This is a genomic window from Streptococcus sanguinis (assembly GCF_050222175.1).
Classification (GTDB): Bacteria; Bacillota; Bacilli; order Lactobacillales; family Streptococcaceae; genus Streptococcus; species Streptococcus sanguinis_M.
The window spans coordinates 1,397,533-1,420,806 of record NZ_CP071420.1 but is presented as its reverse complement, the minus strand read 5'-3'; the positions used below and the strand labels follow the sequence as shown (position 1 = coordinate 1,420,806).

Here is a 23,274-nt window from a genome sequence, read left to right as displayed (position 1 = left end):
GTCTCGAATATCTCAAAGGAGGACAGCTTTGTTTTTAGCTTTTAAAGAGATTGTCTACAGTCGCGGACGCTATCGTTTAGTGGTTGCTGTGGTCTTTCTCATTACCTATATGGTTTTCTTTTTATCCAGTCTTTCCGTCGGTTTGGCTAGGCTCAATCGCTTGGCTTTGGACCAATGGCAGGCTGAGTCGATCGTTTTGTCAGAGTACGCCAATAAGAATCTAATAGCTTCGACTCTCAAGGAAGAAGAGTATAGCCACCTGTTTCAAGGGGACTCAATTGCGGCTTTGGGACAGACGTCAGCAGTGGCCAATTATGAAGATGGGACTGATAAACTCAATGCTCAGGTTTTTGGTCTCTCTTGGGATAGTTTTCTAGCGCCTGACATTATTGAGGGACGTCCTGCTGAGAATGCTTATGAAGTTATTGCGGATAAGCGTCTGCAGCAAAAAGGTGTGAAACTAGGCGACCAGCTTCAGCTTAATGGAAGTGAGCGCCTCTATCAGGTTGTTGGTTTCACAGAGGATAATAGCTTTTTTACGCAACCTGTAATTTTTATGGATCTAGATGATTTCAGGGAATTAAAGTACGGCTCAAGTCAGGTTAAGAATATCAGCGCACTTGTGGTCAAGGATGGTCAGAAGATTGAAGAAGCTGGACTTAGTCAGCTCTCTATGAGTGATTTTATAGAAAATATCCCTGGTTATCAGCCTCAGGTACTGACTTTTTCCTTTATGATTGGCGCCATGGTTCTGATTACATTTTTGGTATTGGGAATTTTTATGTATATCATTACCATCCAAAAGACGCATCTTTATGGTATTATGCGCGCCCAAGGGATTGCCAGTGGGAAGATTATTGCTTCTATTTTTTGGCAGATTTTCATCCTGTCTACTCTGGGAATCAGCTTAGCTGTCTTGGCTCTCTTGGGAACCCAGCTAGTCTTGCCGGCTTCTATGCCTTTTTACAGTGACTGGAGAGCTTATGCTGGTTTAATTATCCTCATTATTTTCATGTCACTGGCTGGCGGACTTTTGTCCATTCATCGGGTTCTGAAAATTGACCCTATCACAGCAATCGGAGGTGAGTAAATGTCAATCATAGAACTAAAAGGGGTTACAAAAGAATATGGTCAGGGGCATACGCTGGTTCAAGCCCTGAAACCAACTGATTTCCAACTGGAAGCGGGGCAGTTTGTAGCTATTATTGGTCCGTCAGGCTCGGGTAAAACAACCTTTCTGACCTTGCTGGGGCATTTGCAAACTCCCTCAAAAGGACAGATTCTCCTGCATGGGAAAGATACTTCCCAGCTCAAGGAAAAGGAACGGGCTGCTCTACGCTTCAATGATTTCGGCTTTATTTTGCAGGCTTCCAATCTCATACCTTTTTTGAAAATCGAAGACCAGTTCCAGCTGATTGACCGCTTATCTAAAAAGGAAAGGACGGATCTAGACAGTCTGATTGAGTTGCTAGATTTAAAAGGAACTCTCAAGCAGTATCCGAAAGAATTGTCCGGCGGAGAACGGCAGAGAGCTGCTATCGCTAGAGCGCTTTACAATAGTCCTGATATTATCTTGGCTGATGAGCCGACAGCTAGTCTGGATACGGAGCGGGCCAAGCGCGTGGTCCATCTGCTCAAAGAAGTGACCCAGAAATTCCATAAGAGTGTGGTCATGATTACTCATGATACCCGCTTGCTGGACGAGGTTGACAAGGTCTATGAGATGCAAGACGGAGTGTTGACTCAAGTTCGATAAATTTATACAAAGCTTATGCTATTGACAACCTTTTTATTGTTGACAGGTTGTTTCTTTGGTATAATATAACTATAAAACATGGAGTCTTTTAAAAAGGAGTTTAGAATGACCAATCAGATTCAAAGTGATATTAGCGTAGCTTCTACTCATGCTAGCACTCTCAGTAGCAATGCTAGCTCTATTGCAACTGGGATAGAAGTAATTAAAGATTCAAGTAGTGTGCTTCAAGGAAATGAGGTAGCTGGTACTTACATTGATGATTCTGCAAGTACAGCAGCAACGATTTCAGAACAGTTGTCAACTTTTATAAACCTATTGCATAGTGTTGCAGAGGATTTTGAGGCCGTGGATCAAGCGGCCGCTCAGTCTATCAATGGAGGCTCCACTCCATGATTTCTAAAAGTAATTTGGATACTCTTTCAAAAGAACGAAAGCAATTCTTTCAGCGCTGGGATCAGATTGATGTTGAGGTTCGGCAAGTGAAGCGTTTTGAGGAGGCAATAGATGATCTTTATGGAAATGCTGTATTCTCTCTTTCTCAAATTGAGAATTTACCTATGAACCGGATGGATGCATATGATTTTGATGACATTCTTTTCTCCGTGCAGCGTAATCATCATCTGCTGAGCTTGGATATAGAAGATCAGAGGATTGAACTTAAGAAAGAAGAGAAAGCTATAGAAGAACGACTTCAGAATCTTCAACGGGAATATAATCAAGCACTAGATGAAGAGGATAGAATGAATTAGAAAGATAAGGTGTTAAACTATGGGAATTAAGATGGATTTAAGTGCTTCAAATACTCAAGCCTCATCAGTCTCTGAAGCATCTCAGGGTCGTGTCACGGCTTACGAATCAGCTCTAACATCTATTGATAGTTTTAGCTCTGAGAGAGAACTTAAGGGGCAAGCATATGACAGTGCTCAGACCTATGCTAAGGGGATGTTTATGCCGCTTTTTCAGGCTGCAATGCTTTTTGAAGAGGGGTTAACAGAGTCCGTAAATAATCTTCCAAGTCGCTATACCAATGAAGTCAGTAGTGAAAGTCTGGATCAGGATACTTTACAGAGTCAGATTGACGCCTATGACCAAGCGATTGTTGCCCAGCAATCAGCTTTAGATGAAGCTGACAAGCGAATAGGTGTGTCAGTTACTACTAAGGAAAGTATCCAATCAAGTATTGATATGATTCAAAGCAAGCGAGACAATCTTCAGCAAAAGCTAGATAAGCTAATCACTTTTGATGCTAACTCACCTAGTATCTTTGATAGCGTGGATAGTCTCAAATCGGCTCTCAGTCAGGCTCTGACTCTAATGACTGAGAACTTCGCCAGCTTTAATGGTACTTTTATTCTGCCTAGCATGGAGAAGATGGAGTGGACCCAAGAAGTGAATAAGCAATGGCTGATGAAAAAAAGAGGAATGAATGAAAAACAGGCAGAATTGGCTTTAGAATTTTATAATTCACTTCCTCAAGAAGTCAGGAAATATGTCACTGTTGACGATATAGAAGCAACGGATGACGGCTTTGTTATGCTTAATAAACCTTTTTCCGAAATACTTAAAGCTATGGGGAAAACTGAGGTAGACTTAGGTGGAGACATTGGTGTTAAACCAGTTGATGAAGTATATGATGACCACTTTATCTATGGAGTGAGAAATGGTGAGCAGTTTGTATTTAGTATTTTAAAAATGCGTGAAAGTGGAGATTCAGTTGGCAGTTCTGGTGTCTCAATTCCTTTCATTTCTACGAGATTAGATTCGTTATTCACTTTTTCTGATAAAGATTCACGAATTACAACAGAAGATTATTTTTTTAATGAGTTCCAGAGGATAGTGGATGACTCAGGGCAAGAAGCAGATTCAACATTAGTGAATTATTTCAAAAAGACTGAAAGTAAAGCACCTTATCTAATTGCAGATGTTTATACTAATAAATTAATTGCGGACAATAGTGGTCAAAATACTTTTTCATCTGAACAGATGAAAAAATTGGTTGCAAAAATTAATCAAATTGATGAAGTAATTGAAGAAATTCAACATAATCCAACAATTATTTATCCTTATAGTCCTAGTCCTCTTTCTTCTCTTTATATTGAAAAAAGCAAATTGAGTCGAATTCCAGATTACTTAAATTCTTTAAACAATCAAGCGGGTTATCAGATTTACAATCCAGATACTGGTGAGGTTACAATAAAAGATCCCCAAAATCCTACTCACTATGAGCGACAAGCCCTATTGGCAATTAATACAGCGAATGTTAACTATAATTCTTTTGCAGCAGAAGTTGAATATCACGCAGATGCTATAGAAGATTGGGTGAAAAATAATTGGATTTCTAATTTTGTCTTTAACACAAAAGAAAGGGCTATTCGGGCTGATATGGCTTTGGGAGAGGAGTCTGAAAGTGGTATAGAAGATAAGTATTATAATCTAGAAGATAGTAGCGTTCAAAGTCAAAAGGAGGCCCACGGTGAGCTATAAGCGTAAAATTTCCCTGTTTCTTTTGTTCTTTGGATCAATTGTTATTTCAGTTTTCCTCTATTTTTCCAATCGAGTATATTGGAAATATGATGACCAGTGGATTATTGGAAAGACAGAGAATGAAATAGTGGAACGATATGGTAGCTTTGATTACAATACAAAGTCGGGTGGACGACTGGGATACTACATAGGCCAAGATAATAATTTTTTTGGGACAAAAAGAAAATTATATTATTTTATTATTTTTGATAAAAATAATAAAGCTGAAAAAGTTGTGATTGGAGGCCAACCTGGCGTCGATTAAGTTTTATAGAAGTGGCTTAATGGATTAGTAGGAGTTAAAAAACAAGGAGAGGACTATGATTCATTATAAAATAAATCCTCAGCTAGATTTTGCGGCAGTACTAGATCTCTATGCTTCGGTTGGTTAGAGCAAGCTTTCCATCAGTCTTTGTTTGTGATAGCAGCTTATGACGAAGACAGGTTGGTTGGTTTGATCCGAGTGGTCGGAGATGGGCTTACCATTGTCTTTATTCAGGATTTGCTGGTGTATCCACACTACCAGCGTCAGGGGATTGGCCGGAGCCTTCTTCAGCAGACGCTGGAAAGATTTAAGGATGTTTACCAAATCCAGCTGGCAACGGAGCAGTCAGATAAAAATCTAGCTTTTTATCGAGAGCTCGGCTTTCGCCGACAGGAAGATTTCGACTGTACTGGCATGATTTATGCACCTAATAAAAATTAAAATTCTAGAGGAGCTTGTTAATAAGCTCCTTTTGTCATGTTTACAAGAGGAAAAGGAATAGAACTAGACTGATGAAAATATTTATCGGTCTTTTTTTGTTTTTCCTTGACAGTTAAATTGTCAGAATTTATAATAAAATAAGAAAGGCGATAACGGTGTTATCGAATTGAAACCATGAAAAAAGAAACAGATGAGTTAAACGAAAAAATCTTGGAAAGCGCGAGGAGTGAGTTCTTAGCTTATGGCTATCAGGATGCTTCACTGCGGAGAATTTGTCGCGCTGCAGGCTTGACGACTGGGGCTCTTTATAAGCGCTATGAGAGTAAGGACAGTCTCTTTGTTGCCCTGCTTGAGCCTACTTTGACAGCCTTAGACCAGTATGGACAAGAGCAGAAGCGACGTGACTATGCTTTCCTAGAAGAGGGACACCTGTCTGATATGTGGGCCCATCGCTTGGAGGATCTCCAGTCCCTGATGCGGATTCTCTATGAACATAAGGATATTATGCAGCTCTTGCTCTTTAAATCTCAGGGATCTTCGCAAGCGGACTTCAGGATGCGTCTGCCTCATTTGGCTGCAGACGAGACTTATCGCTATTTGGAGCTGGCATACAAAGAGGGTAAGATCAATCATTTGGTCAAACATGAGTTTCTGCGATCGTGCATGACAGCTTATTACACTGCTGTATTTGAGCCCTTGGCTCAAGACTGGCCCCAAGAGCAGGCGCTGGAATTTTGCCATTCCATCATGGACTTGTTTGACTGGGGAGGTTTGCTCGGTTTTTGATAGAAAGAAGGAAATTCTATGAAGAAAAAATCTGTTCTTGCTTGGATCTGGGACTTTGTTTCCCTTCATAAGATATATTTTGTGCTCAGTCTGATCTTTGCTTTTGCTTCTGTGCTTTCAGGATTTCTGCCTTATTTCTTTATTGGCGGTATGATTAATCAGCTCTTGGCGGGCAATAAAAACTGGGATTTCTACCTGCAGCAGTCAGCTTGGGCAGGTCTGGCCTGGATTGGCTACTGGGGATTCCACGGTATTTCCACCATGCTGTCGCATACGGCTACTTTTAAGATTCTAGCGGAAATGCGGCACCGCCTGACAGACAAGCTGGCTAGGCTGCCTCTAGGTACAGTTCTTAGTCAGTCATCAGGCAGTTATAAAAACATTATCGTTGAGCGGGTGGATGCGACCGAAACGACCTTGGCTCACTTGATTCCAGAGTTTACCGCTGGAATTTTTGGTCCGATTATTGTTCTCATTGCCATGCTAGTCATCGATTGGCGGCTGACCTTGCTGTCTCTCCTGACTATTCCTATTGTGGTATTGGCCTATGTTCGGATGGCTCTCAATAGCGAAGCGGACTATCAAAATACTCTGGTCAAGACCAAAAAACTCAATGATACAGCGGTGGAATACATCAATGGGATTGAGGTCATCAAGGTTTTTGGTAAGGAAAAGTTCTCTTACGATAAGTTTGTGACAGCTGCTAGAGAAGGAGCAGACTGCTTTATTGAGTGGATGCGCAAGTTCAATCTAGAGATGGGCATTGTAACTGCTTTTTTGCCATCAGGCTTACTCTTTCTGCTGCCGGCTGGCTGTTATTTCTATCTGCAAGGCAGTTTGAGTGCCGGCAATTTCATTCTGATGATTATTCTTTCGCTCAGTCTTCTGACTCCTCTGATTTTAGTTGCTAGTTATATGGACGATTTACGGAAAATCAGCACTATTTTTGGCCAAGTCATTGATATTTTGGAAAAGCCTGATTTGAAAAGGCCTCAGGAACTGAGAGAACTTCCAAAAGCAACAGATCTGGTCATGACGGATGTCAGCTTTGGCTATACAGATGAAGAGGAGGTGCTACATGGAATTTTACTAGATATTAAGGCTGGCAGCATCAATGCTTTAGTCGGTCCATCAGGCTCAGGTAAGTCTACAATTGCTAAGCTTCTGGCTTCTTTCTGGGATGTCAGTTCTGGTCAGATTACTTATGGTGGCTTGGACATTCGCCAGCTTCCGCTAGATTATTACAGTCGGCAGATTGCTTACGTGACTCAGGATAACTATCTCTTTGATGAGACTATTATGGAAAATATCCGGATGGGCAATCCAGCAGCTTCTGATGAAGAGGTCATCGAAATTGCCCGTCGCTGCGGCTGTTATGACTTTATCATGAACTTAGAAGACGGCTTTGAGACGCAGGTCGGATCTGGCGGCGGTCATCTATCTGGTGGGGAGCGTCAGCGGATTGCCATCGCCCGTGCCATGCTTAAGGATGCACCGATTCTTATCTTGGATGAAGCGACTGCTTATACTGATCCGGAAAATGAAGCACGGATCCAGTCCAGTCTAGCTCGTTTGATTGAGGGACGGACCTTGATTGTCATTGCCCACAGGCTGTCTACGATTATGAGTGCAGACCAGATAGTCCTGGTCAATAATGGTCGGATTGAAGCTAGAGGACGGCATGAAGAATTGCTTGCAGCTAGTCCGCTTTACGCTTCCATGTGGCAGGCTCATATTGCTACCAGGGATAGTGGTGAAATGGAAGGAGGGCTGACTCATGCTTAATATACTGAAGAAATTCTTTGATTTCTGTACGGCAGAGGACCGTAAGAAATTTTATCAATCTATTTATCTGGGCATCATCAAGTCTTTTATCATCGCTCTGCGTATTCCAGCAATCGGCCTAGTCGTTATGGGACTGATTGAGAAGAATCTTTCTATGCAGACCTTCTGGCTGGCTCTGGGCATCATGCTGGTATCCACAGTGCTAAACGTCTGGATTACCCTGAAAATCACCATGCTGCAGACGGAAGCGGGCTATCATACCTGTGCTCAGAAGCGGATTGAAATTGCCGAGCACATGCGCTATCTGCCCATGGGTTACTTTAATCAAAATAGCCTAGGCAAGATTACCAGTGTTACGACTAATACGCTGGAAGGGTTGTCTGATGTAGCTACGCGAGTGGTTATGATGACTGTGCAGGGCTTTCTAACGACTGGTCTCATCACTATTTTGGTCTTTCTCTATGACTGGCGGGTTGGACTGGTTCTCTTGGTGGGTCTCGTCCTCTTTCTCTTGCCAAATACCCTCATGCGTTGGCAAGTTGGCAAGATTTCTGATGACAAGTATCAGGCGGATATGGACCTGGTAGCCGTTGTTTTGGAGTACAGCCAAGGGATTGTTGAAGTTAAGAACTACAATCTGGTCAACCGTTCTGCCAAGAAGCTGTCCAAGGCTATTGAAGGCAAGAGTCAGCTAGATACCAAAATGACACTCGTGACCTCACCTTACATTGCCCTTCAGGGCATGGTGACCAAGCTGACGGGTCTCTTTATGGGGCTTTTCTCTATCTACTTTTATCTCAATGGCAGTATGGAGCTACTGGTAACCATTATGATGATTGTCAGTGGTTTTATGATTTATGAAAATCTAGACGGCGTTGGGTCTTTCTCTTCTCTCCTGCGTATTGTTGATCTGTCGGTTGATATGGTCAATCAAGTCTTGGCTATCCAGCCGATGGACATTAGTGGTCAGGATATTGAGCCTAAGAGCAGTCGGATTGAGCTGAGAGACGTTAGCTTCTCTTATGGAAATAAGAAAATCATTGACCGGGTTTCCCTCACTATTCCTGAAAAAACGACAACTGCTTTGGTTGGACCTTCTGGATCAGGCAAAACAACGCTCTGCAACCTCATCGCCCGCTTCTGGGATGTGGACCAGGGAAGTATCAGTCTGGACGGGCATGATGTCAGGGATTACAGCTATGACAGTCTGATTCGTAATTTCAGCTTTGTCTTCCAAAGTGTCTATCTCTTTGAGGATACCATTGCCAATAACATTCGTTTTGGCAAGCCGGAGGCCAGTCAAGAAGAAGTAATAGAGGCTGCTAAGAAAGCCGCCTGTCATGACTTTATCCTCTCGCTGCCTGATGGCTATGACACTAAGATTGGTGAAGGAGGTGCCAGTCTTTCTGGAGGTGAGCGCCAGCGCATTTCCATTGCTCGGGGTATTATCAAGGATGCACCTATTATCATTCTGGATGAAGCAACAGCCAATGTTGATCCAGAAAACGAAGAAGCACTCATGCAGGCTATTCAGGCTCTGACTCGCGATAAGACCATTATCATGATTGCCCACCGACTCAAGACAGTTGAGCATGCAGACCAGATTTTGGTGCTGGATCAAGGCCGCATTGTCGAGCAAGGCAAACACCAAGACTTACTAGCTAAACAAGGCATTTACAGTAAATTTATCCAAGAAAGAAAAACAGCCGCCAGCTGGCGGATTGAGCTGGAGGAGTGATAAACTGATACAGCAAGCTATTTGCCTTGCTGTTTTTCATTTGAGAAAAGAATGGTATAATAAAACTATCTTTGCTAATCAAAATAAGAGGGGGACCCATGTTTAAATCGAAAAAGTGGATTTTTATTCTTTTCATTGTTATTGCCCTTCCGATTCTTATTATAAATCTACCATTTTTGACCAAGCCTCAATATAGTAACGATGGTAAGTTTATTCTTGAACATCAAGATTCTATTAAAAAAAAGATAATTGAAAACTTGGATTTCGAAAAGAAACACATAAAATCTGTGACACTTTTGCCAGGTTCTGCTAGCGGAGAGTATGACAATGGCGGTGACGTGAGTGGGAATTATCATATCTATTTTTCAGCCTATGTCAATGATAATAAAGAACAATCATTAAGAGCGGAATTGTCTTTTCCAGATGCTGGCATTGCACCCTTTACTTTTATCCATCCTAACCCTTATAAAGACAAAAGTCAGGATATGAGTACCTGGTATATGGGCGAGATTGAAATATCGGAAGACTCTTCTTGGGATTGGAAGCGAGAGCAGGATGAGGCAAAGGAAGTCTTGTATAATTTTTCGAATGCTCTTGCTGATTCAGGAGAGAATATCGTGTATCGAGTTCAAAAAGAAAGAGCGACTCGTTTCTTTAATGAGTGGCTACAAGTACATCAGGAAAATTTCAAATCAGCGATTCAATCAGAACTGTATAGGGAACTTCCAGAACTCGAACAATCATTGGGAAAGATTCAAAGTATTCGTCTGAGTGAACATCAGGCCTATTTTCCATCTTCTTCAAGAGAACTTAGTTTCGATATATCCTTTGAAAATATCCTGAAGAAGTTGCAACCATAAAAGGAGTGGTTCGTTCTCAGAGTGAACAATCTATCTTTCAAGATTCTTCAGCGTCCGCATCTATAAGTTTTGACAATGGACGTTTTGTCATTGATTCTGAGAATGATTCAAAGTTATATTCCATTTTTAGTAAGAGTAGACTAGGAAGCAGTGCAGGGGACATATCTTATTACCTCCCAGAGAATCATGGACATAGCATTTTAATTCCGTGAAAATCGAGCAAGCCAATGGCTTGCTGTTTTTCATTTATTGGCAGGAATGGTATAATAGTTGATAGTCGTGAGAAGTAGATTAGTGAATTTGGGAGAATATTGAAAAAAGAATAACAAAGAATAAATGATAGCGATATAATCTATCAGCTTGAAAAAAACAAGGAATAAAATGTTTAATTTTAAATAAAGAGGTACCCCATGAATGAAATCAAATGCCCCAACTGTGGGGAGGTTTTTACTGTCAATGAGAGCCAGTACAGTGAGCTTTTGTCGCAGGTTCGAACTGCAGAGTTTGACAAGGAGATTCATGCTCGGATTGAGCAGGAGCTGGCTTTAGCAGAGCAAAAATTCCAGAATACCCAACAAGCCCTGCTATCGCAGAAAGAGCAGGAGATTAGCAATCTTCAAAGTCAAATTGCTCAGTTTGAGACCCAGCAGGAGTTGGCTAAGAAAGAGGCAGAGCAAGCAGCTAGTCTTCAATTGCAGGAGAAGGAAAAGGAAGTTCAGCAATTGGAAAGTCAGTTGACTACTCTGCGCTTGGAGCATGAAAATCAACTGCAAAAGACCTTATCTGCGCTGGAAAAAGAGCGAGACGAGGTTAAGAATCAGCTAGTTTTGCAAGAAAAGGAAGCAGCGCTAGCTCAGACCTCGCTCAAAGAGCGCTATGAGGTAGAGCTGCGGCAGAAAGATGAGACCATAGAGTTCTACAAGGATTTTAAAGCCAAGCAGTCCACTAAGATGATTGGCGAGAGTTTGGAACAGCACTGCGAGTACGAGTTTAACAAGAACCGCATGGCCATGTTTCCACGAGCGGAGTTTGGCAAAGACAATGATGCCAGAACAGGCAGCAAGGGTGACTACATTTACCGTGAGGTGGATGAAAATGGTGTAGAAATCCTCTCTATCATGTTTGAGATGAAAAATGAAGGCGATGAGACAGCGACCAAGAAGAAAAACGAGCATTTTTTCAAAGAGCTGGATAAGGACCGGCGGGAGAAAGGCTGTGAGTATGCTATTCTGGTGACACTTCTTGAGGCTGACAGCGAGCTCTACAATTCGGGTATTGTCGATGTGTCCTATGCCTATGAGAAGATGTATGTTATCCGGCCTCAGTTCTTCCTCCCCATGATTACACTTCTACGTAATGCTGCTCTCAACTCGCTCCAGTACAAGCAGGAACTGGCCTTGGTGCGGGAGCAGAATATTGATATTACGCATTTTGAGGAAGATTTGGATGCCTTTAAAGTAGCTTTCGCTAAGAACTATCAGTCTGCTTCGACCAACTTTGGCAAGGCAATCGAAGAGATTGACAAAGCTATCCGCCGGATGGAAGAAATCAAGAAGTTCCTGACGACCTCTGAAAACCAGCTGCGCTTAGCAAATAACAAACTGGACGATGTCTCTGTCAAAAAATTGACACGTAAAAACCCTACCATGAAAGCTAAGTTTGAAGCTTTGAAAGAGTGAGAAAAATGGACTTAACAACCCGTTGGATACAATCAACCAAATTTGCTGAGATTGATCGAATTATAGAAAGACTGCCACAAGAAGGGAAGGAAACTTTTTATCAGCAATGGCAGGCTGCTTCTTCAGAATTACGTAAAGAAATTTGGATTGAACGAGGCAAACAAGTACTGTTAGCTAATGTAGTTTATTTTTTACTACTTTGCTATTTAGTCTTTTTTCAAGGGATGTCCTTATCTGTTAAGGATTTACCTTATCTTGGACTAGGTTTGTTAGTTTTTTCAGTGATTGGATTTATGGACGATGAAGAGGCGACTGACTTGGTTATTAAGAAAAAACGTCAGATAGCAGTAACTATTTATAAGCAATATTTTGAAAGAAAAATAGAAAAATGATAGATCAATTGACTGTTCAAGAATATGAGAAAGAAGACGCAGAAGTTCTGCCGCCCCTGTATAAAGCATTGGGCTATTCAGCAGAAAAAGATGAATTGCAAAGTAGACTCAGGTATATTCTTGCTAATCCAGCTTACGGTTGTTTAGTTGCTGAGAAAGAATCTCAGATTCTTGACTTTATCGGCTATGTTAAGCTTTACTTTTTCGAGTCCACAGCTTTCTACTATCGGATTTTAGCTCTGGCAGTCAGTCGAAATGCTAGGCGGCAAGGAATTGCGACAGCTCTGATGGACAAGGTCAAGAAGATAGCTAGTCAAGACGGTGCCAAAGCTATAGCATTAAACAACGGAGATAATGATCAACGGTTGGTTGCGCATGCTTTTTACCAAAATTATGTCTTTCGTCAGACTAGCCTAGCTTTTGCGAGGAACGTAGAGGAGGATTAGCATGGGAAAGAAAAAAGCTAAGACTAGACCGGAAATACCGAAGAAGCCCGACCTCAGCCCTGCTATGCAGGCCCTTTTAGAAGAGGCTTATACCCTGTTTAAGTGCGAATTGCACTTTCCTCTGACCCTTTGTACCTGCCCTGTCTGCCTCTCCGAGGAGAATCTCAGAGCTTTGCAAACCACACCTGTCAGGGAACTGAGTGAGGCGTTAATCTATGAATACCTCAATGCGGTGGTTTCTAAGAGTGATGACGACTACCAAATCAGGCATTTTCTGCCTCGGATTTTAGAGATGATTGCTCACTACATTGAAATCAGAGTCGATGATTCTCTTAATCTGGATCGGTGTCACTTTGAAAGTGACAGTTGGAAGCCACAGGAGTTAAATTTTATGCGGCGCTTCTCACGTCAGTTTATCCTTGATACGATTAATTTTAGACCCAGTCAAGCTGATGGTGTGGCGGTTTATTTGGTTATGTTTGATCTGGCTGGCCTTGAAACCAGCCATCTGCTAGATAGGAGTCTTTGGCTGGAGGAAGCTGATCCCATCAAGGCACTACTTGCTCTGGAGGAGATTTACTACAATTACACCAAGAATTATGCTCACTTTGACTATATTTTTTCGGATAATCCTGCCTTTAACCAGCAGATGACAAATTGGTTGAACAGTCGGGAACTGGCTCAAGGTTTTTTTCCAATATTGGAGAATGTTCTCCTATCGGAGGAAGAAATGGCGTCTACCGAGGACTACCGCCTTGAACAGCTTTATCAGATTTTTGAAAGTCGGATAGAAGTGTGACTATTTCGTTATGTTTTTCTAGTCAATCATTAGCATACATATAAACTGATGGAATTTTGGAAAAAATCAAGAACAAAAAGCGACTGCTGATTCAGTCTCAGACCTTTCAAGAATATGATGCAAGAGCAGACAAGGATTTCCTGTCCTACCTTGCTTGTCAAGGAAGAGATGGGTGATGGACTAGGACTTGAAAGTGGTCATGAATTAAATCGAACTGCCGAACAGCTACTTAATCGTCCTGTCAGAATGCGACTGAGGCACTGACCTTAAACAGCTGGCTTGCGGATGCTATACGGGGAACCTATCAGTTTTACGAAAACTATGGCTTTGAAAAACTAACAATTGGTTTTTGCTTATTCTTTTAAGTACGCTTTTGAGAGGATTCTGAATATGGTCTATCGTGCAAAAAATCATGTCCTGCGTTTTAACGCTAAAAGCATGGATTATGTGACCTTTGGAAAAGGGAAGAAGCCGCTGCTCGTCATTCCAGGTCTAGGGGATGGTTTGGCGACTGTGAAGGGAATGGCGCAAATGCTTGCCCTATCTTATAGGAGCTTCGCAACAGCTTACCAGGTCTATGTTTTTAGCAGAATCAATGAGTTGCCAGAAAATTATACAACACGAGATATGGCGACTGATATTGCTGAAGCTATGGAGGTTTTAGGTCTGAAAACGGTAGCTGTCCTAGGAATTTCCCAAGGCGGTATGATTGCCCAATGGTTGGCATCAGATTTCCCAGAAAGAGTTGAAAAATTGATTTTGACAGTTACTACTGCGAAACTGAATAATCTTGGTAGGGAGAGGATTACTTGCTGGCTTGAGTTGAGTCAGACGGGATCCTATAAGGAACTGATGTTGGATATTGCAAGTCACTCTTATACACCTAAATCCTTTGGAAAGTTTAAATACCTTTATCGAATAATGGGAATCTTAGGTCGCATTAAAGATAAACATCGGATTGCTATTCAGGCCATATCTTGCTTAAGACATGATAGTATGGCAGTCCTGGAAAAGATCAACTGTCCTACACTAGTCATCGGAGCAGAAGAAGATGACGTTCTAGGTGTAGAAGCTTCGCTCGAATTGCATCACCATATCAAAGATAGCCAGCTCACTATTTTGCCAGATTGTGGCCACGCACTCTATGAAGGGCATAAAGATTTCCAAAAGAGAGTTTTAGTATTTTTAGAAAGTTAACCAATGAACGGAATTATCAACTTAAAAAAAGAAGCGGGCATGACCTCGCACGATGCGGTATTTAAGCTGCGCAAAATTTTAAAAACCAAGAAAATCGGTCATGGGGGAACCTTGGATCCAGATGTAGTAGGGGTGCTTCCGATTGCTGTGGGCAAAGCGACGCGCTTGGTAGAGTTTATGCAGGAGGAAGGCAAGGTCTACGAGGGGGAGATTACGCTAGGCTGCTCAACAACCACAGAGGATGCCAGTGGAGACATCCTTGATCGGACACCAGTGACAGAGCTTTTAGAAGAAGCCTTTATCGATGAAGCGATGGAGTCCATGACTGGTGAGATTCGCCAGATTCCGCCCATGTACTCTGCAGTCAAGGTCAATGGCCGCAAGCTTTATGAGTATGCTAGAGCGGGTCAAGAAGTGGAGCGGCCAGAGCGGCAGGTGACCATCTATAGTTTCGAGCGCACCAGTCCGATTTCCTATGAAGATGAGCAAGCCCGCTTTCGTTTTCGAGTCAAGTGCAGCAAGGGGACCTATGTCCGAACCCTGTCTGTTGATTTGGGAGCTAAGCTTGGCTTTGCCAGTCACATGTCCCAGCTGACACGGACTTCCTCGGCAGGTATGAGCTTAGATGATGCCTTGACTCTGGATGAAATAGCAGAGCGAGTAGCAGTAGATGATTTTTCCTTCCTCCAACCACTCGAGTTAGGAATCGGAGATTTAGTGAAAGTTGAGCTCTCTGACGAGCAGGTTGAGGATGTGAGAAATGGCCGTTTTATCAACTTGGTGTCAGAAGAAGCTGAGCTAGCTGGCTTTTATAAGGAGAAGTTAATAGCCATTTTGGAAAAGCGGGAAGAAGCCTACAAGCCCCGCAAAGTCTTCCTTTAATATCCGCAGTAGAATTGTCAAAAGATTGTTACTCTTTTGTAATATGAAATGTGCGCTTGCATGTTATAATAATCTCATTAAACCTCACAAAAGGACAGCAACTGCACAACTGCTGTCCTTTTGTTTTGCTTTTTTTCTGATTTTGACAAACATCCTGTCTTTGAATGGTAAAAATCTTTTTGAATATTTTGCAGTTTAGAGTGGAACGGATATTGTAAAAATAGCAAATGCGTAGTAAAATAGAGGAATGATGATAACCAAGAGAATTATAGATGAAAAAGGGATTGATCAGACAGAAGATACAGTCCTTGTTCTAGGCTATTTCGATGGGCTGCATAAGGGCCATCAAGCACTCTTTGAGAAAGCGCGAGAGATTGCTGCAGAGCAAGGTCTAAAGATTGCAGTGATGACCTTCCCAGAGTCGCCTAAGCTAGCCTTTGTCCGCTATCAGCCTGAGCTCATGCTGCATCTAGCTAGTCCTGAAGACCGGATGGCGCAGCTGGAAAGTCTGGGTGTTGACTATCTTTACCTGATTGATTTTACTAGCCATTTTGCGGGCAATACAGCTCGGGACTTTTTTGAGAAGTACGTGTCTCGTCTGCGTGCCAAAGCCGTGGTAGCTGGCTTTGACTATCATTTTGGCTCAGACCGCAAAGAGTCACATGAGCTGAGAGATTATTTTAATGGCAAGATTGTTATCGTTCCCTCGGTTAATTTGGATAATCGGAAGATTTCTTCCACTCGGATTCGGGAGACGATTGCTGTCGGAGATATGCTGAAAACACAAGAGCTGCTTGGCTACCCTTTGTCTACTCGTGGCATTGTGGTTCATGGCAATGCCAGAGGACGGACGATTGGTTATCCAACAGCCAATCTAGCTCCTTTGGATCGAGTCCTGCTTCCAGGAGATGGTGTTTATGTCGCGGATGTTGAGCACAATGGTCAGCGCTATCGCGGTATGGCTAGTGTTGGGAAAAATGTAACTTTTGACGGGGATGAGCTTCGTTTTGAGGTCAATATCTTTGATTTTTCTCAGGATATCTACGGCGATACCATTCGGATTTTCTGGCTCGATAAGATTCGCGAGATGGTTAAGTTTGATGGTATTGACAGCTTGATTGCTCAGCTGCAGAGTGATGAACGGATCGCTAGAAGTTGGACTGGTTATCGAAATAGTTGAAAAATTTATATTTTCATGACATTCGGCAGTAATTTTCAAAAAAATATAGTCAAGCCAAATAAAATTTAGTATAATAGAGGTAGTTATTATACAGAATTAGAAGAGAAACGCATGATTACATTATTTTTATCGCCGAGTTGTACTTCTTGCCGAAAGGCGCGTGCTTGGCTGCTAAATCATGAAGTGCCCTTTCAGGAACATAATATCATGACGAGCCCTCTGTCAGCTCCCGAATTGCAACACATTCTTTCTCTGACAGAGAACGGTACAGACGACATTATTTCAACTCGCTCAAAAATTTTTCAGAAATTAGATTTAGATGTGGAGGATTTGTCCATTTCAACCTTGATTCAGTTGATTGAGGAAAATCCCAGTCTTTTGCGTCGCCCAATTATTTTAGATGGCAAACGGATGCAAATCGGCTTTAACGAGGATGAAATTCGTGCTTTCCTGCCTCGTAGTTATCGTAAGGAAGAGTTAAGATCCGCAACCATGCGGGCAGATATTCAGTAAAGATGAACAAAAATTATAGTTACCCACTAGATTTATCGTGGAGCACTGAAGAGCTTGCTTCGGTGCTCTCTTTTTTTAATGATGTAGAAGCAGCTTATGAACAGAAAGTCCAAGCGGAAAAGCTCTTGAAGTCCTATGCGGCTTTCAAGCAAGTTGTTCCTAGCAAGGGCCAAGAGAAGCGAATCGGCCGAGAGTTTGAAAACGTCAGCGGTTATTCGCTTTATCGTGCTGTTCAAGAGGCAAAAAGTAAAGGTAAAGGAAGCATTTCTCTTGGAAAATAAATTTCATTTTGCTAAAGAAATCATCTACCAAGCTGGTGCTTTTTTGAAGGAACATCTCTATGATGATTTGGATGTGAGTCAAAAGACCAGTGCCACTGACTTGGTCACCCAGATGGACCGGAAGGTTCAGGATGATTTGGTGGCTAAGATTCTAGCCCGCTATCCGCAGGATGCTATTTTAGCGGAGGAAAATGGACTCCGACATGATATTACTGATGGCAATGTCTGGGTGATTGATCCGATTGACGGGACCACCAACTTTATCACTCAGAAGGCTGATTTTGCCGTTATGATTGCCTATTTTGAAGAGGGTATTGGTCGTTTTGGGCTGATCTATGATGTGACCAGAGACCTGCTCTATCATGGTGGCGGAGACTTTGATGTCTATTGTAACGACTGGAAACTTCCTGCTTTTGAGGACCGGCCTTTTCAAGATTTTCTCATGGCTTCCAATGCCGGTATGCTGCAAGCCAATGATTGGGGCTTGGCAGACTTGGCTCGAGAGTGTTTAGGGGTTCGTGTTTATGGCAGTGCTGGGATTAGCTTTAGCAAGGTGCTGTCTGGCGGTCTCTTGGCTTATTTCTCCTACAACTGGCCCTGGGATTATGCAGCGGCTTCGATTATGGCGGAAAAGCTAGGCTTTATCGTCCAGACCTTGGATGGCAGTCAGCTAAATTTCCAGACTAGGCAGCCTGTCATGATGGCACCTAAGTGCAAACTATCAGCTCTGAAGCCTTATTTAGAAAAGGGGAAGCAGTAGATGGACTTTCCTAAAGGTTTTAAAGAAAAATATGAACAGATTTTAGGCTCAGAAGCAGCAGAATTTTTTGCGACCTTTGATGAGGAGCCGATTTCGGCCTTTCGCAGCAATCCTCTAAAAGAAAGCCAGCAGAATTTCTCAGATGCCATTCCTCAGACAGACTGGGGCTTTTATGGCAAGGTGTCTGGCAAGTCTGCTGAGCATGTGACTGGTCTGGTTTATTCGCAGGAGCCAGCAGCTCAGATGGTAGCCCAGATAGCAGCACCATCTAAGGGGATGAAAGTCTTAGATTTGGCGGCAGCACCAGGGGGCAAGTCAACTCATCTTTTATCTTTTTTAGATAATACTGGCCTGCTGGTCTCCAATGAAATCAACAGCAAACGCTCAAAAATCTTAGTGGAGAACATTGAGCGCTTTGGTGCCAGAAATGTGCTTGTTACCAATGAATCTGCTGAGCGGTTGGCTCAGGTTTTCGAGGGATATTTTGATTTGATTGTGCTGGATGCCCCTTGTTCGGGCGAGGGCATGTTTCGTAAGCAGCCGGATGCTACCCAGTATTGGACTCCGGATTATCCAGTCCAATGCGCCCAGCTCCAGCGAGAGATTCTAACAGCTGCTATGAGTATGCTTGCCAAGGATGGTCGCTTAGTTTATTCAACCTGTACTTGGGCTCCTGAAGAAAATGAAGACATCGTTGCTTGGTTACTGGAAGAATTTCCACTTGAACTGATTGATATTTCTAAGATAAACGGGATGACTGAAGGAATTGGCTTTCCTGAGACAGCTCGGATGTATCCGCATCGCTTCAAAGGTGAAGGTCAGTTTGCAGCCCACTTTCGTTTTACTGGTGAGAATAATAGTAAGAAGATTAAATCAGCTAAGAATCGTTTGACGAGTGAGCAAAGAAAACTTTGGCAGGATTTTGAGAGCAAGCATCTAAAAACAGTCTTGACTGGTGACCTGCAGACCTTTGGGGACAATCTTTATTTGTTGCCGGCTGGACTGCCAGACCTGTCCAAGCTAAAGATTGCCCGTAACGGTTTGCATCTAGGAACGTTTAAGAAGAATCGCTTTGAGCCTAGCTTTGCCCTAGGCTTGGCTATGAAGCCCAGCGAAGTTCTGAATCGAGTTGAAATCAATAATCAGGACTTCAAGAAATATGCGGCTGGCGAGACGATTGAACTGGCAGAACCGCAGCCAAACGGCTGGTACCAACTAGTCCTTGGCGGGAACGGCCTGGGCTTTGCAAAAGTCACTGGAAAAACTCTGAAAAATTATTTCCCAAAAGGCCTGAGATTTAGATAAAATATTAGGAAAAGCTGGTATTATATGATATAGTTGAAGATGTGATGTATTGAAAAAAGCTTCTTTCTGCTAAGTAAGAAATACTAAAGATACTTCCCATCCTCTTGATTTTATTAAAGGAGAAATCTTTTGAACAAATTGAAAAAATTTGCTTTGGCGCTGACAGCTCTGGGCTTAGGACTCACCTTATCAGCTTGCTCATCTTGGATTGACCGTGGTGAATCTATGACAGCAGTAGGGTCAACTGCCCTGCAGCCCTTAGTTGAAGCGGCAGCTGATGACTTTGGCTCTAACAACATCGGTAAAACAGTCAATGTTCAGGGTGGTGGATCTGGTACAGGTCTGTCTCAAGTGCAGTCAGGAGCTGTTGAAATCGGGAACTCGGATGTTTTCGCTGAAGAGAAGGAAGGAATCAAAGCGTCTGACTTGGTGGACCATAAGGTCGCCGTGGCTGGGATTGCTGTGATTGTCAATAAAGAAGTTGACGTGGATAATCTGACATCCGAGCAGCTGCAGAAAATTTTCACTGGTGAAATCACCAACTGGAAAGAGCTGGGCGGTAAGGACTTAGAGATTTCGATTATCAATCGTGCTGCTAGCTCTGGTTCCCGCGCAACCTTTGACAGTGTCATCATGGATGGGAAATCAGCTGTGCAGAGCCAGGAGCAGGATTCCAACGGTATGGTCAAAAATATCGTTTCGCAAACTCCAGGTGCGATTTCTTACCTAGCCTTTGCCTATGTTGATGAGTCTGTAAAAACCTTGAAACTCAACAACTACGAGCCAACAGCAGAAAATGTTGCTACCAATAACTGGTCGCTCTGGTCTTATGAGCATATGTATACACTGGGCAAGCCGACCGGTTTGGCTGCTGAGTTTCTGGACTATATGCTATCAGATGATGTTCAAAAAGGCGTTGTTACAAGCATGGGCTATATCTCAATCAACGATATGAAAGTCAGCAAGGACGCTGATGGGAATGTCACAGCAATAGAAGGAGATTCAAAATGAAAAATGAGGAATTAACCAAAAAGTTGTTATCGCCTTCTAAAAATTCTCGCTTGGAGAAGTTTGGCCGCTATCTGACTTTTGCCTGTCTGTCACTGATTGTGGTGATTGTGGCTATGATTCTAATCTTCGTTGCTCAGAAAGGTCTATCTACTTTCTTTGTCAACGGCGTTAATGTTTTTGATTTTCTTTTTGGTGGTGTCTGGAATCCTTCTGGTAAGGAATTCGGTGCCCTGCCAATGATTTTAGGCTCCTTTATCGTTACCATTCTGTCAGCCTTGATAGCAACTCCCTTTGCGATTGGTGCAGCAGTCTTTATGACAGAGGTTTCTCCAAAAGGAGCAAAGATATTGCAACCTGCGATTGAGCTTTTAGTTGGTATTCCGTCTGTTGTTTATGGATTTATCGGTCTGCAAATCGTGGTGCCTTTTGTCCGTACAGTCTTTGGCGGTACTGGTTTTGGGATTTTGTCTGGTATTTTTGTGCTCTTTGTTATGATTTTGCCGACAGTAACCTTTATGACGACGGACAGTCTGCGTGCTGTGCCGCGTCACTACCGTGAAGCAAGTCTGGCTATGGGCGCAACGCGCTGGCAGACTATTTGGCGGGTGACACTCAAGGCTGCTCGCTCAGGTATTTTTACAGCTGTGGTCTTTGGAATGGCGCGTGCCTTTGGTGAAGCTCTAGCTATCCAGATGGTCGTGGGTAACTCTGCGGTGATTCCAACTTCTTTGACAACACCAGCAGCTACACTGACCTCTGTCCTGACTATGGGAATCGGAAATACCGTTATGGGAACAGTGGATAATAACGTTCTCTGGTCTCTGGCTCTGGTGCTCTTGATGATGAGCTTAGCCTTTAACAGTGTGATTAAACTAATTACAAAAGAAAGAGGTAAGAAAAACTATGCACGCTAAGAAATTAGATAAATTGGCGACTGGTGTTCTCTACACAATAGCGAGTATCATTGTTGCTATCCTTGCCTCTCTCATCCTCTATATCTTAGTTAGAGGCTTGCCGCATGTTTCCTGGTCTTTCTTGACAGGGAAATCCTCTTCTTACCAAGCTGGCGGTGGTATCGGGATTCAGCTATACAATTCCTTCTTCCTGCTGGTAATTACTCTGATTATCTCTGTGCCTCTTTCTATGGGGGCTGGGGTTTATCTATCAGAGTATGCTAAGAAAGGCCCAGTAACCAATTTTGTCCGCACCTGTATTGAAATTCTGTCTTCACTGCCTTCGGTAGTAGTTGGGCTCTTTGGTTATTTGATCTTTGTTGTCCAGTTTGAGTATGGCTTCTCGATCATTTCTGGTGCCTTGGCTCTGACAGTCTTCAATCTGCCTCAGATGACGCGGAACGTCGAAGATAGTCTTCGTCATGTCCATCACACCCAGCGTGAAGCTGGTTTGGCCTTGGGAATTTCCCGCTGGGAAACGGTCCTGCATGTGGTCATCCCGGAAGCTTTGCCTAGTATTGTGACAGGGATTGTACTGGCTTCCGGTCGTATCTTTGGTGAGGCAGCAGCCTTGATTTATACAGCAGGTCAGTCAGCGCCGGCTCTTGACTGGTCCAACTGGAATATTTTCAGTGTCACCAGTCCTATCTCTATCTTCCGTCAGGCTGAGACCTTGGCTGTCCATATCTGGAAGGTCAACAGCGAGGGAACAATTCCTGATGGAACGGCTGTTTCTGCTGGTTCAGCAGCAGTTCTCCTGATCTTCATTTTGATTTTCAATCTGGGAGCCCGCAAACTGGGCAGCTATCTGCATAAGAAATTAACCTCTGCTTAAAGGAGAAGAAATGACAGAATATAATTGGAATGAAAAACATATCATTACTTTTCCTGAAGAAAAGGTAGCCCTGTCGACCAAGGATTTGCATGTTTACTACGGTAAAAAGGAATCCATCAAGGGCATTGATATGCAGTTTGAAAAAAACAAAATCACTGCTTTGATTGGCCCCTCTGGATCAGGTAAATCAACCTATCTTCGCAGCCTCAACCGCATGAACGATACCATTGATATTGCCAATGTGACTGGAGAGATTCTCTATGAGGGGATTGATGTCAACCGCCCTGAAATCAATGTTTATGAAATGCGTAAGCATATCGGCATGGTTTTCCAACGGCCAAATCCTTTTGCCAAGTCCATCTATCGAAATATCACCTTTGCCCATGAACGGGCTGGTGTAAGAGATAGAAAGGTTCTAGATGAAATTGTGGAGACCTCGCTTAAGCAAGCAGCTCTTTGGGATCAAGTCAAAGATGACTTGCACAAGTCAGCCCTGACTCTCTCTGGCGGTCAGCAGCAGCGGCTCTGCATTGCCCGTGCTATTTCGGTCAAGCCAAACATTCTGCTCATGGATGAGCCAGCGTCAGCCTTGGATCCGATTGCGACCATGCAGCTGGAAGAAACCATGTTCGAACTTAAGAACAACTATACCATTATCATTGTGACCCACAATATGCAGCAGGCTGCCCGTGCTAGTGACTACACTGGATTCTTCTATCTGGGCGACTTGATTGAGTACGATAAGACGGCTAATATTTTCCAAAATGCCAAGCTTCAGTCCACTAATGACTATGTTTCAGGCCACTTTGGTTAAGCTGCCGTCCGTATTCATCACGATTCAACAAGCTTAGTCTTTGGTTGAATGTAAAATAAAATGAAGGAAAAAC

General features: G+C 42.9%; 25 protein-coding genes and 1 pseudogene. All 26 read left to right on the top strand.

Annotated features, from left to right (window positions below; genetic code table 11):
* Positions 1–28 precede the first annotated feature (28 nt).
* Positions 29–1,090 carry an ABC transporter permease gene (locus tag J1C91_RS07080; RefSeq protein ID WP_002909995.1) on the top strand — a complete coding sequence of 354 codons (1,062 nt, stop codon included), beginning with the start codon at positions 29–31 and terminating at the stop codon, positions 1,088–1,090.
* Positions 1,091–1,756, top strand: coding sequence for an ABC transporter ATP-binding protein (locus J1C91_RS07075; protein WP_002909993.1), 666 nt, complete (start codon positions 1,091–1,093; stop codon positions 1,754–1,756).
* 105 nt (positions 1,757–1,861) lie between these two features.
* Entirely contained in the window at positions 1,862–2,149 is a 288-nt protein-coding gene (locus J1C91_RS07070; protein ID WP_032912480.1) for a TIGR04197 family type VII secretion effector, read from the top strand.
* Complete coding sequence (locus J1C91_RS07065) at positions 2,146–2,505, top strand: hypothetical protein (protein WP_002909991.1); 360 nt, start codon at positions 2,146–2,148, stop codon at positions 2,503–2,505. The genes J1C91_RS07070 and J1C91_RS07065 overlap by 4 nt, the downstream gene beginning before the upstream one ends.
* Before the next feature lie 19 nt (positions 2,506–2,524).
* Entirely contained in the window at positions 2,525–4,240 is a 1,716-nt protein-coding gene (locus J1C91_RS07060) for a hypothetical protein (protein WP_002909989.1), read from the top strand.
* The gene (locus tag J1C91_RS07055; protein WP_048774355.1) at positions 4,230–4,544 is read left to right on the top strand and encodes a hypothetical protein; all 315 of its coding nucleotides are present in this window, start codon (positions 4,230–4,232) and stop codon (positions 4,542–4,544) included. Before J1C91_RS07060 ends, J1C91_RS07055 begins: the two co-directional genes overlap by 11 nt.
* A gap of 55 nt (positions 4,545–4,599) precedes the next feature.
* A pseudogene (locus J1C91_RS07050) lies at positions 4,600–4,985 on the top strand (GNAT family N-acetyltransferase).
* 174 nt (positions 4,986–5,159) lie between these two features.
* On the top strand, positions 5,160–5,771 hold the full coding sequence (locus J1C91_RS07045; RefSeq protein WP_002921591.1) for a TetR/AcrR family transcriptional regulator: 612 nt from the start codon (positions 5,160–5,162) through the stop codon (positions 5,769–5,771).
* 18 nt (positions 5,772–5,789) lie between these two features.
* The gene (locus tag J1C91_RS07040) at positions 5,790–7,556 is read left to right on the top strand and encodes an ABC transporter ATP-binding protein (protein WP_125439002.1); all 1,767 of its coding nucleotides are present in this window, start codon (positions 5,790–5,792) and stop codon (positions 7,554–7,556) included.
* The gene (locus tag J1C91_RS07035) at positions 7,549–9,294 is read left to right on the top strand and encodes an ABC transporter ATP-binding protein (protein WP_002909983.1); all 1,746 of its coding nucleotides are present in this window, start codon (positions 7,549–7,551) and stop codon (positions 9,292–9,294) included. Before J1C91_RS07040 ends, J1C91_RS07035 begins: the two co-directional genes overlap by 8 nt.
* Before the next feature lie 98 nt (positions 9,295–9,392).
* Entirely contained in the window at positions 9,393–10,154 is a 762-nt protein-coding gene (locus J1C91_RS07030) for a hypothetical protein (RefSeq protein ID WP_002909982.1), read from the top strand.
* A 410-nt stretch (positions 10,155–10,564) separates the two neighbouring features.
* A complete protein-coding gene (locus J1C91_RS07025; protein WP_002909979.1) occupies positions 10,565–11,833 on the top strand; it encodes a DUF2130 domain-containing protein in 1,269 nt (422 codons plus the stop codon).
* 5 nt (positions 11,834–11,838) lie between these two features.
* Complete coding sequence (locus J1C91_RS07020; RefSeq protein ID WP_002909978.1) at positions 11,839–12,225, top strand: hypothetical protein; 387 nt, start codon at positions 11,839–11,841, stop codon at positions 12,223–12,225.
* On the top strand, positions 12,222–12,671 hold the full coding sequence (locus tag J1C91_RS07015) for a GNAT family N-acetyltransferase (protein WP_002909977.1): 450 nt from the start codon (positions 12,222–12,224) through the stop codon (positions 12,669–12,671). The genes J1C91_RS07020 and J1C91_RS07015 overlap by 4 nt, the downstream gene beginning before the upstream one ends.
* Before the next feature lies 1 nt (position 12,672).
* Positions 12,673–13,470, top strand: a complete 798-nt coding sequence (locus J1C91_RS07010; RefSeq protein ID WP_002909976.1) for a hypothetical protein — start codon at positions 12,673–12,675, stop codon at positions 13,468–13,470.
* 390 nt (positions 13,471–13,860) lie between these two features.
* Positions 13,861–14,667 carry an alpha/beta fold hydrolase gene (locus J1C91_RS07005; protein ID WP_125439000.1) on the top strand — a complete coding sequence of 269 codons (807 nt, stop codon included), beginning with the start codon at positions 13,861–13,863 and terminating at the stop codon, positions 14,665–14,667.
* Between the two features lie 3 nt (positions 14,668–14,670).
* Positions 14,671–15,549: a tRNA pseudouridine(55) synthase TruB gene (truB, locus tag J1C91_RS07000; RefSeq protein WP_125438998.1), complete on the top strand. Its 879-nt coding sequence runs from the start codon at positions 14,671–14,673 to the stop codon at positions 15,547–15,549.
* Between the two features lie 250 nt (positions 15,550–15,799).
* The gene (locus J1C91_RS06995) at positions 15,800–16,729 is read left to right on the top strand and encodes a bifunctional riboflavin kinase/FAD synthetase (RefSeq protein ID WP_301280216.1); all 930 of its coding nucleotides are present in this window, start codon (positions 15,800–15,802) and stop codon (positions 16,727–16,729) included.
* Between the two features lie 111 nt (positions 16,730–16,840).
* Positions 16,841–17,242, top strand: coding sequence for a Spx/MgsR family RNA polymerase-binding regulatory protein (locus J1C91_RS06990; RefSeq protein ID WP_002906786.1), 402 nt, complete (start codon positions 16,841–16,843; stop codon positions 17,240–17,242).
* Between the two features lie 2 nt (positions 17,243–17,244).
* The gene (locus tag J1C91_RS06985; protein WP_002897770.1) at positions 17,245–17,523 is read left to right on the top strand and encodes a UPF0223 family protein; all 279 of its coding nucleotides are present in this window, start codon (positions 17,245–17,247) and stop codon (positions 17,521–17,523) included.
* Positions 17,513–18,283, top strand: a complete 771-nt coding sequence (locus tag J1C91_RS06980) for an inositol monophosphatase family protein (RefSeq protein ID WP_032912478.1) — start codon at positions 17,513–17,515, stop codon at positions 18,281–18,283. The genes J1C91_RS06985 and J1C91_RS06980 overlap by 11 nt, the downstream gene beginning before the upstream one ends.
* Positions 18,284–19,588: an RsmF rRNA methyltransferase first C-terminal domain-containing protein gene (locus J1C91_RS06975; RefSeq protein WP_002909966.1), complete on the top strand. Its 1,305-nt coding sequence runs from the start codon at positions 18,284–18,286 to the stop codon at positions 19,586–19,588.
* A 129-nt stretch (positions 19,589–19,717) separates the two neighbouring features.
* On the top strand, positions 19,718–20,599 hold the full coding sequence (locus J1C91_RS06970; protein WP_002897767.1) for a phosphate ABC transporter substrate-binding protein PstS family protein: 882 nt from the start codon (positions 19,718–19,720) through the stop codon (positions 20,597–20,599).
* Positions 20,596–21,513: a phosphate ABC transporter permease subunit PstC gene (pstC, locus tag J1C91_RS06965; protein WP_002895771.1), complete on the top strand. Its 918-nt coding sequence runs from the start codon at positions 20,596–20,598 to the stop codon at positions 21,511–21,513. Before J1C91_RS06970 ends, pstC begins: the two co-directional genes overlap by 4 nt.
* Entirely contained in the window at positions 21,503–22,387 is an 885-nt protein-coding gene (gene pstA, locus J1C91_RS06960; RefSeq protein ID WP_002895770.1) for a phosphate ABC transporter permease PstA, read from the top strand. Before pstC ends, pstA begins: the two co-directional genes overlap by 11 nt.
* Before the next feature lie 10 nt (positions 22,388–22,397).
* On the top strand, positions 22,398–23,201 hold the full coding sequence (gene pstB, locus J1C91_RS06955; RefSeq protein WP_002895769.1) for a phosphate ABC transporter ATP-binding protein PstB: 804 nt from the start codon (positions 22,398–22,400) through the stop codon (positions 23,199–23,201).
* The last annotated feature ends 73 nt before the right edge of the window (positions 23,202–23,274 follow it).

Excerpts from the sequence above, each read along its gene's own strand:
- J1C91_RS07070 (WP_032912480.1), top strand. The coding sequence starts at position 1,862 with ATGACCAATCAGATTCAAAGTGATATTAGCGTAGCTTCTACTCATGCT.
- J1C91_RS06975 (WP_002909966.1), top strand. The coding sequence starts at position 18,284 with ATGGACTTTCCTAAAGGTTTTAAAGAAAAATATGAACAGATTTTAGGC.
- truB (WP_125438998.1), top strand. The coding sequence starts at position 14,671 with ATGAACGGAATTATCAACTTAAAAAAAGAAGCGGGCATGACCTCGCAC.
- J1C91_RS07020 (WP_002909978.1), top strand. The coding sequence starts at position 11,839 with ATGGACTTAACAACCCGTTGGATACAATCAACCAAATTTGCTGAGATT.
- J1C91_RS07010 (WP_002909976.1), top strand. The coding sequence starts at position 12,673 with ATGGGAAAGAAAAAAGCTAAGACTAGACCGGAAATACCGAAGAAGCCC.
- J1C91_RS07035 (WP_002909983.1), top strand. The coding sequence starts at position 7,549 with ATGCTTAATATACTGAAGAAATTCTTTGATTTCTGTACGGCAGAGGAC.
- pstB (WP_002895769.1), top strand. The coding sequence starts at position 22,398 with ATGACAGAATATAATTGGAATGAAAAACATATCATTACTTTTCCTGAA.
- J1C91_RS07015 (WP_002909977.1), top strand. The coding sequence starts at position 12,222 with ATGATAGATCAATTGACTGTTCAAGAATATGAGAAAGAAGACGCAGAA.
- J1C91_RS07005 (WP_125439000.1), top strand. The coding sequence starts at position 13,861 with ATGGTCTATCGTGCAAAAAATCATGTCCTGCGTTTTAACGCTAAAAGC.
- pstA (WP_002895770.1), top strand. The coding sequence starts at position 21,503 with ATGCACGCTAAGAAATTAGATAAATTGGCGACTGGTGTTCTCTACACA.
- J1C91_RS07030 (WP_002909982.1), top strand. The coding sequence starts at position 9,393 with ATGTTTAAATCGAAAAAGTGGATTTTTATTCTTTTCATTGTTATTGCC.
- J1C91_RS07060 (WP_002909989.1), top strand. The coding sequence starts at position 2,525 with ATGGGAATTAAGATGGATTTAAGTGCTTCAAATACTCAAGCCTCATCA.
- J1C91_RS07075 (WP_002909993.1), top strand. The coding sequence starts at position 1,091 with ATGTCAATCATAGAACTAAAAGGGGTTACAAAAGAATATGGTCAGGGG.
- pstC (WP_002895771.1), top strand. The coding sequence starts at position 20,596 with ATGAAAAATGAGGAATTAACCAAAAAGTTGTTATCGCCTTCTAAAAAT.
- J1C91_RS06985 (WP_002897770.1), top strand. The coding sequence starts at position 17,245 with ATGAACAAAAATTATAGTTACCCACTAGATTTATCGTGGAGCACTGAA.
- J1C91_RS06990 (WP_002906786.1), top strand. The coding sequence starts at position 16,841 with ATGATTACATTATTTTTATCGCCGAGTTGTACTTCTTGCCGAAAGGCG.
- J1C91_RS07040 (WP_125439002.1), top strand. The coding sequence starts at position 5,790 with ATGAAGAAAAAATCTGTTCTTGCTTGGATCTGGGACTTTGTTTCCCTT.
- J1C91_RS07025 (WP_002909979.1), top strand. The coding sequence starts at position 10,565 with ATGAATGAAATCAAATGCCCCAACTGTGGGGAGGTTTTTACTGTCAAT.
- J1C91_RS06995 (WP_301280216.1), top strand. The coding sequence starts at position 15,800 with ATGATAACCAAGAGAATTATAGATGAAAAAGGGATTGATCAGACAGAA.
- J1C91_RS07065 (WP_002909991.1), top strand. The coding sequence starts at position 2,146 with ATGATTTCTAAAAGTAATTTGGATACTCTTTCAAAAGAACGAAAGCAA.
- J1C91_RS07045 (WP_002921591.1), top strand. The coding sequence starts at position 5,160 with ATGAAAAAAGAAACAGATGAGTTAAACGAAAAAATCTTGGAAAGCGCG.